At 37.4% G+C, this 7,930-nt stretch carries 8 protein-coding genes and 3 pseudogenes; 5 read left to right on the forward strand and 6 right to left on the reverse strand.

Going from position 1 to position 7,930, the window contains the following annotated elements; genetic code table 11:
* Positions 1-19 precede the first annotated feature (19 nt).
* Positions 20-273 (forward strand): annotated as a pseudogene (locus tag BUB48_RS18730) (transposase); the annotation flags it as partial.
* Positions 274-699: 426 nt separating this feature from the next.
* Here the strand turns inward: BUB48_RS18730 and BUB48_RS17060 are convergent.
* From BUB48_RS17060 to BUB48_RS17090, 6 genes are all read right to left on the reverse strand, one after another.
* On the reverse strand, positions 700-1,302 hold the full coding sequence (locus BUB48_RS17060; protein ID WP_333782646.1) for a methyltransferase domain-containing protein: 603 nt from the start codon (positions 1,300-1,302) through the stop codon (positions 700-702).
* A 223-nt stretch (positions 1,303-1,525) separates the two neighbouring features.
* Positions 1,526-2,140, reverse strand: coding sequence for a hypothetical protein (locus tag BUB48_RS17065; RefSeq protein WP_073028092.1), 615 nt, complete (start codon positions 2,138-2,140; stop codon positions 1,526-1,528).
* Positions 2,140-2,994 carry a metal ABC transporter permease gene (locus BUB48_RS17070; protein ID WP_175548463.1) on the reverse strand — a complete coding sequence of 285 codons (855 nt, stop codon included), beginning with the start codon at positions 2,992-2,994 and terminating at the stop codon, positions 2,140-2,142. Before BUB48_RS17070 ends, BUB48_RS17065 begins: the two co-directional genes overlap by 1 nt.
* A complete protein-coding gene (locus BUB48_RS17075; protein ID WP_073028080.1) occupies positions 2,994-3,704 on the reverse strand; it encodes a metal ABC transporter ATP-binding protein in 711 nt (236 codons plus the stop codon). The genes BUB48_RS17070 and BUB48_RS17075 overlap by 1 nt, the downstream gene beginning before the upstream one ends.
* 12 nt (positions 3,705-3,716) lie before the next feature.
* On the reverse strand, positions 3,717-4,748 hold the full coding sequence (locus BUB48_RS17080) for a metal ABC transporter substrate-binding protein (RefSeq protein WP_073028082.1): 1,032 nt from the start codon (positions 4,746-4,748) through the stop codon (positions 3,717-3,719).
* A gap of 608 nt (positions 4,749-5,356) precedes the next feature.
* Positions 5,357-5,767, reverse strand: coding sequence for a Fur family transcriptional regulator (locus BUB48_RS17090; protein WP_084524798.1), 411 nt, complete (start codon positions 5,765-5,767; stop codon positions 5,357-5,359).
* A gap of 331 nt (positions 5,768-6,098) precedes the next feature.
* Here BUB48_RS17090 and BUB48_RS19275 point away from each other — a divergent pair.
* The 4 genes and pseudogenes from BUB48_RS19275 to BUB48_RS17110 form a co-directional block, all read left to right on the forward strand.
* Positions 6,099-6,286 (forward strand): annotated as a pseudogene (locus BUB48_RS19275) (DNA-binding protein).
* Positions 6,279-6,971, forward strand: coding sequence for a response regulator transcription factor (locus BUB48_RS17100; RefSeq protein ID WP_073028089.1), 693 nt, complete (start codon positions 6,279-6,281; stop codon positions 6,969-6,971). The pseudogene BUB48_RS19275 and the gene BUB48_RS17100 overlap by 8 nt, the downstream one beginning before the upstream one ends.
* Positions 6,972-6,976: 5 nt before the next feature.
* Positions 6,977-7,606: pseudogene (locus tag BUB48_RS17105) on the forward strand (sensor histidine kinase); the annotation flags it as partial.
* A 72-nt stretch (positions 7,607-7,678) separates the two neighbouring features.
* Positions 7,679-7,930 (forward strand): transposase (locus BUB48_RS17110; protein WP_073025720.1); only part of this gene is annotated, 252 nt, incomplete at its 3' end.

Consider the following 7,930-nt stretch of genomic DNA (forward strand, 5'->3'; position numbering starts at 1 on the left):
GCAGCTGCTTGGAATATAACCAGTTAAGAAAAGTAACTGCAAAATTCAACTTCCAAAAGAACTGCGACAAGCTATCTTTAGATTAAGGCGGAGGATTGAAACAACAGCATCTCAGCTCACTAGCCAACTGAATATTGAGAGAGTACTAGCGAAGTCCTTTTGGGGGTTGCAAACAAGGATTAAAACCAAGCTATTATCCTATAACTTGTGTTATTACATCAATAAATTTTAGGTCGTGAATCATACTCAAGAATCAAAAAGTTAATATTTGGATATTTAACCCATATAATATCATCTATCAGGGATTTTATATCCTTATTGATTGGTATAATACTCCTGATAGTAAAATCGAATTAACTAGCACAAGAGGTTAAATTACTAATGGAGTAGGATGTCTAAGTAAATCCCACTCCAATTATTGATAAAGAACCTGAAACTTAATTACATATTCTTTCTACATTATAATTCATGATCTTACGTATTATATTCCTGTAAAACCACTTTTTTATTGGTGCCAATGCACTTTTTTATTGGTGCCAATGTTTGTTGGTATTTTTTCAAGAATTCATCCGGTGAATTAAACACACCCAGATCATTATTGATTCCTTTTTTTGTATATGGGTATCATTTCCATACCAATCTATTTGCGGGTTATGAAAATTATCAGTAGTCACACCACATCCACAAAAATAGGTAGAATCATTTTATAGGAATAGGAATTACCTTAAGCATTATGGTATGTTTTCCCATTTTCCTTTCCCCATAATAGTGATAATCCCCATGATTGGAATATCTGGTAAAAAAGTTCATTACCGATCTCAAAGGCTGCGGCATCCATGGATCATCTATTAACAGCATTCCCCTGTCTTTTAATACTCTTCTCATCTGGGTAAGCACCGCTTTTGGATTAGTATAGTGATGAAAGGATGCGTTGCAGATAATAATGTCAAACATGCCATCCTGATATGGAAGTTTTTCCGCATCCAGCATCTTCTCTACCAAACTAATAAATCGCATCAGTACCTGTATATCATCCTCACTCATTTGATCAAGGATTTCCTTCCATTGCTTTCCTACATTATTGTAATAATCCGCATGACCTCTGAATGCCCTCTGACCTAACTCAGTGAGTTCCAGACATATTTCAGCTTCCGAAGTTGTGGATTGCTTTTTTACTACAAGTCCCTTTTCAACAAGCTTTTTTATCATCTGAGATGTAGCTCCCTTAGTAACACCTTGCAACTTGGCCAGGTCTATAATACCAATCTGCGGATATTGACCTATCAACTGTATAATGTGAATCTCCTTTTATGTAAGCAAAATATCTGTGCCGTAATGGCGTTTTACATCTTCATTGTTCATGCATTTATGTATTACTCGTTTTAAGGCTTGGGCGAATTCAATCGAGGGAGCCTTTCATCCGTGTTCACTAAATCTAAACTTAAAAGTAGTCAAGATTCAGTACGAACCCGACTAACGATTATAGATCTCAAAAAGCGCTTTCACTATTATTAATAATCTGCTATCATTTGTTTATCACTTCCAACGTGGCGTCTTTTAATCGGCAGTATAGATAATCATCATTCCCATCTTCCCTATATGTCTCTAAGATGCCCTGTACCACAATTGATGCCTTTTCCTCCGGATATTCGTCCGGGTAAACATGGCTGCCGTCACCCCACACGAACTCTATCCCCTGTGCACAACAAGCCAATGCATCCTCCACAAGGCAATAATGATAGTACTTTGCTGTAGACTCATAATAGACTGGATAGTATTTACCCTTCATACGAAAGGTCTTCCCAACGTAAGCATCAGGTTCTACCATCAGTTGGAATACCATCGCATACACCATATCACTACTCATTTTTGTAAGATCATAGTCAACATCCATTGTCACATCATCACTTTTTTGAGGAATCTGATCCTGTTTTTCCGAATCGTCCTTTGATTTTATGGATGCCTCTCCCTCTAAATCGATAGAATTATTTTCTGATTCTGTCTTATCAATGAGCTCGCTAATTACTTTATCTACATTATTTCCGTTGCTGACCCGATTAGCCATGTTCTCATCTTTACTACAGCCGGTTACTGTCAAAAGCAGCAATAATACACCCATTATCTTTGCCATATTTTTCATCAAGCACACCACCTCCTCAATACTTTTCCGATTATACAGGCCAGTACAAATGCTGCTATATCAACAGCCACAATTGTTGAACCAACCGGTGTTCCACCAAGGATGGATACCAGCATGCCAATTAGTGCACAAAATACAGACAATGCCGCAGAGCAAATTGTAACCCCTTTGAAGCTTTTAAAGATTCTCATGGCTGACAGCGGTGGAAAAATGACCAAGGCGGAAACCAGCAAAGAGCCCACTAAATTCATAGCAAGCACTACAATAACAGCAACGATTATTCCAATTAACAAGTTGTATAACTCCACTTTTGTTCCTGTAGCCTGTGCAAAATTCTCGTCAAAGGTAACTGCAAAAATCTTATTGTAAAACAATACGAATATTGACACTACCACCACCGATAGCACTACACACAACCACACTTCTGTCTGAGTCAATGTCAGTATAGAAACCGAACCGAACAAAATGGTACACACATCACCACTTAAGTTGGAAGAATTGGAAAACAGATTCATAAGCAAATATCCTATGGCAAGGGCACCCACTGAAAGCATAGCCAATGTAGCATCCCCTTTGATTTTGGTATTCTGACCTGTTCTCAAAAGCAGTATTGCACAGACAACAGTAATGATTAAAGCCAATAGCATATTGCTAGTGACTTTTAAAACCGTTGCAATTGCCATAGCTCCAAAGGCTACATGAGAAAGTCCATCCCCGATGAAGGAAAAACGTCTGAGTACCAGCATAACGCCAAACAAAGATGAGCAAAAGGCTATTAATACGCCTACAACAAGCGCATAACGAACAAAGGGATATTGCATGTACATTGTGAGCTTGCTAAAAATGGCATTCATTATTCCTTACCTCCTCCTGAACCCACTAACATATGCCATGCCCCTCTTTCCACATATTCTTCTTTTGTTCCATAGAATACATTTTTTCCAATATGTAAAATATGGCTTGCATGTTCAAGTGCTATATTTATATCGTGGGAAATCATTATAATTGTGATGCCGTCTCGATGGTTAAGTTCATCAATCAATTCATATAATTGTCCAGTAACTTTGGGATCAAGCCCTGCAAATGGCTCATCAAGGAGCAATATTTTTTGTGTTGCGCATAAGGCACGGGCCAGCAAAACACGTTGCTGCTGGCCTCCGGAAAGTTCACGATAACAGCATTTTGATAGATGACCGACCCCCATCTTTTCCATCATTTTATCCGCAAGCTCCTTTTCCTTTCTGCTGTAAAAGGGACGAAAGCCGCATCTTCCATGACACCCCGAAATAACCACTTCTCTTACGGATGCCGGGAAATCTTTTTGAACCATAGTTTGCTGTGGCAGGTATCCGATTTCATTGGGTCGAAGTCCATCGCCTGTCATAACCTTACCGTTGATTGGAGATTGTAATCCTAGAATAGTTTTCATGAGAGTACTCTTGCCAGAGCCATTTTCCCCCAGAATACATAAATAATCACCTGCATTCACTGAAAAGCTAAGGTCATTTAAAATGGCTTTTCCATCATATCCAATAGATAGATTTTGACAAACAAGCTGTGCCATCGTAACTCCTCCTTATCTCAATGCAGCTTTCAGCACTTCCAGGTTTTGCTCCATAACTGAAAGATAGGTGGTGCCATTTTTCGCATCATTAGAGGTTATGGATTGCATAGAGTTCATGATGAGTACCTGCTGATCTTTAGTTTTTGTGTTTGATATGACGGTTTCCGCAATATTATGCTTCGTACCCTCAATTTTCAGAACGCTAGTAAGACCTAATTCATCTACTTTATTTGAAAGGAAAGTGATGGTTTCAAAGCTGGCCTCAGTTTCTGCGGAGCAACCTGAAAAGGCTGCATAATAATCTAAGTCATAATCATCTACTAGATAGCGGAATGGGAATCGATCTCCAAACAACAAGGTTTTATTTTTTGATTTATGAACCACTTCTTGATATTTAACGTCAAGGTCAGAAAGCTTTTCAATATATGAAGACAAATTTGTCAAATATGCATCTTTATGTTGAGGATCTTTTTCGCATAATTTGCTAGCAATCTTCTGGCATAGGAACTTAGCGTTCTTTAGAGAAAGCCATACATGCTCATCAAGATGATGGTGTTCATATTCGACCTCGTGATCATGTTCTGATTCATCATCTTTATCATGCTCATATTCATCTTCGTGATGATGTTCTGACTCCTGCATACCTTCAACTATTTCCTCTTCTTTTACAGAGTCTCCCAATGTTTCCATTAGATTGATTATCACCATATCCTTATTGATGGCGTTTTTTAAAGCGTCTTCAACCCATGCGTCAGATTCACCTCCTACATGGATAAACATATCACAGGTGGAAATCTTGATAATATCGTCAGCAGTGGGCTGATAACTGTGAAGATCAACTCCATTATCAAGAAGCATAATAAGCTCTATGTTGTCAACAGCATCACCGATAATTTCTCTCACCCAATCATAAGCTGGAAAAATTGTAGTTACAATTTGAAGCTTTTCACTTTGCTGGCTCTGTTTACTTATGTTGCTATGGCAGCCGGACAGTGAAAAAATAACCATGACTATAATTAGAAAAAAAGAAGCATATTTTTTCATATATCAAAACCTCCATATTTTGCTTTTTATTGAGATAATACAAAAATAAGGGACTAACCAAACACTCATTTGAAAAGGGCATAAAAATCCCGTCTTCTTAAATGAACACTATGTTCCCTTAGGGAGGTTTCTTCAATTATCTAATCGGACTTTTAGTGAGACAAGAGTAAATAAGCCTATATACTGGGTATTAGGCTTTAGGCAATAGGAAATGAATAAGCAAAGAACAAGTGAAAATAAATTGGTTACTGTTGCTGTGAAGATCTGTTTGAGCAAATTTTTAGCAATTGTTAAATGAATGCACATAGCACAAGTCCCATTAGGGCCTTCATGATCATGCTGATGATTTGAATGTGTTAATATAAAAGCTGTTGAAAGGAAGGAAGTAACGATAAAGCACACACAAATTGCCAAGGCTATATTCTTTATCATCAAAGCCTTAGCATCTGAACTACATGATTTATAATAAAAGCACCACATCGTATTTCCCTCCTTTCATTCATCACTTGAGTTTTTAATAGTTTCCTTAATTCCATTTAGATGTATTCTGCAATTGCTTTACCCAAATACATACTATACAAGTATATTATTCAACTGTAATATTTATGCTAATCCATGCAATTTGAGCACTTACCATAAAACACTGTTTTCATTGTATTTATTCTAAAACCATGTTCCTCATACATATGTTGCGGCAAACTATCTACCAATTCACACTGTATGTGCAGCACTGCACCGCATTTCTCACATCTCAAATGTGTTTCATTGGATTTTGGATCCTCTGAAATATATTGATAACAGGCACCTGAAACTCCATCCAGCGTGAATTTTGCTACCCTTCCGTCTTGTACCAATGTATCAAGCTGGCGATAGATGGTTGCAATGCCTATGGGAGAACCTGTACTCTTAAAATATGAAGCTATTTGAGCAGCGGTAGTATGTTTGCCTTGCAACGAAATAAGATATGAGGAAATCGCTTTTCTTTGTTTTGTATTATATTTTGAAATCCGTTTCATCATCCATACCTCTGAATTTGATAATCGTTTTCATATTAACATGATTCATAATGGCTGTCAATTAAAATTTAGCTCAAGTTCCACAATATACCACCTTGCCTAACTTACCTGTTTGCGGCTTTCCTTACGCCCGTCTGCGCAGCTTTTATAGCTTCTCCAAATGCTTTGAATTCATATTTTTCACCCAGTTACATTTTACTGCTCCCCTTTCCCCTCGGATATATCTATATAGTTCCACTAAATAGCCATAATAGTCCATATCTATATGCTTGTTATTATTCATATGTCCGATTATAATTATACTGATATGATTTTCAGGAAGGACTTGGTTATTATGGAATATATGTCTTGCTCCTTAGTAGCAAGGAAATGGGAAATTTCTGAACGGCGTGTACTATACTTTGCAGAGGGAACCGTATACATGGTGTTTCAATACTTGAGTATATGTGGCTGATAACAAAAGAAGCAGAGAAACCTATTGACGGAAGAACAAAACAAGGGAAGGAGCTACACTATGAATAAAGTTTTGATTATAGATGATGATAAGGAGCTTTGTACGCTGATTAAACGGAGTATATTATCAGAAAATATAGAAGCTGATTTTTGCAATACAGGAAAAGAGGGCTTGCAAAAATTAAAAGAAAAAAAATATCAACTTGTAATACTGGACGTTATGATGCCCGGTATGGACGGATTTGAAACACTGGAAAAAATCAGAAAAGAAAATAGTCTGCCGATTTTGATGTTTACCGCTAAAAACGACAGTGCTTCCAAAGTGCGTGGCTTACGCGCGGGAGCTGATGATTATTTAACAAAACCCTTTGATATGGACGAACTGATAGCCCGTATTATTTCTCTCATACGACGTTATACCCGTTTCAATCAGCAAGACGGAACAGCACAGCAACTTGAATTTGATGGATTGAAAATAGATATTGAAAATCGTTCTATTACTACGGAAAACGGAACTTTTGAACTGCCCCCAAAAGAATTTGACCTACTTTTATACTGCGCGAAACATCAAGGGAAAATTTTGACGAAGCAACAGATTTATGAAGAAGTATGGGGAGAAGAATATTTTTATGATGATAGTAACATTATGGCGATTATTAGCCGGCTTCGTAAAAAATTAGAAGTCAATCCCGGAAATCCAAAATACATTCAGACAATTAAAGGTATCGGTTATCGCTTTAACAAGGAGGTTTGATTTTTATGGAAGCAGTTATTTTTCTATCAATAATCATTGCACTTTTTTCTATTTTTCTTTCCTGCCTTGTTATCCGGCGTGTCAAAAAACAGATAGCCGAGATAACAGACGCATTGATTGATATAAAAGGAGGGAATGGGAATAGACGTATTTTATCTGCAACAAACGAACTAATAGCCCCTCTTGCCTATGAAATCAATGAGATTGTTGTGTCTTATGAGAACAGGCTTTCCACAGTCCGGCAGGCAGAAGAAGCAAACCGACAGCTTATGACAAGCCTTTCCCATGATGTTCGGACACCGCTTACAACACTTATTGGCTATCTTGACGCTGCACACAAAGGAATTGTTACGGGAAAAGACAGGGACAACTATATTGAAACTGCCCGCCGCAAAGCTCACGATTTGAAAGAATATATTGATGTCCTTTTCGACTGGTTCAAATTAAACTCTAATGAGTTTGCTATGGAGATAAATACCGTTGAAGCTGCGGAACTGACACGAAATATTTTGATTGACTGGATACCTATATTTGAAGATAAGCAGATAGATTACAACATTGATATTCCCGAACAGCCTTTCCGGGTAAAACTTGATACGGACGGCTATATGCGAATATTGAACAATCTTATTCAGTAGTGTTAGTATAGTTTTGTAGACACAGAAGTTCGAACGATTTAAAATAAGAAGTGAAAGGAAGTGTCTACAATGGGAAGAGGTCAAAAACATTACACCAAAGAATTTAAAGATACTATAGTAGAGCTATATAATTCAGGAAAGCCGCTAGCAGATTTAGCTCGTGAATATGGCATACCAAAATCAACAATGGTGACATGGTTAAACAAAGCCAAACCAGTAGTAATTGATAAAGATAAAACCGTGACAACAGCCGACTATCAAGTCATGTTAAAGAAGATAGCAAGGCTAGAAGAGGAAAATGAAATACTAAAAAAAGCCATG

It is taken from the genome of Lutispora thermophila DSM 19022, assembly GCF_900142105.1.
Lineage (GTDB): Bacteria > Bacillota > Clostridia > Lutisporales > Lutisporaceae > Lutispora > Lutispora thermophila.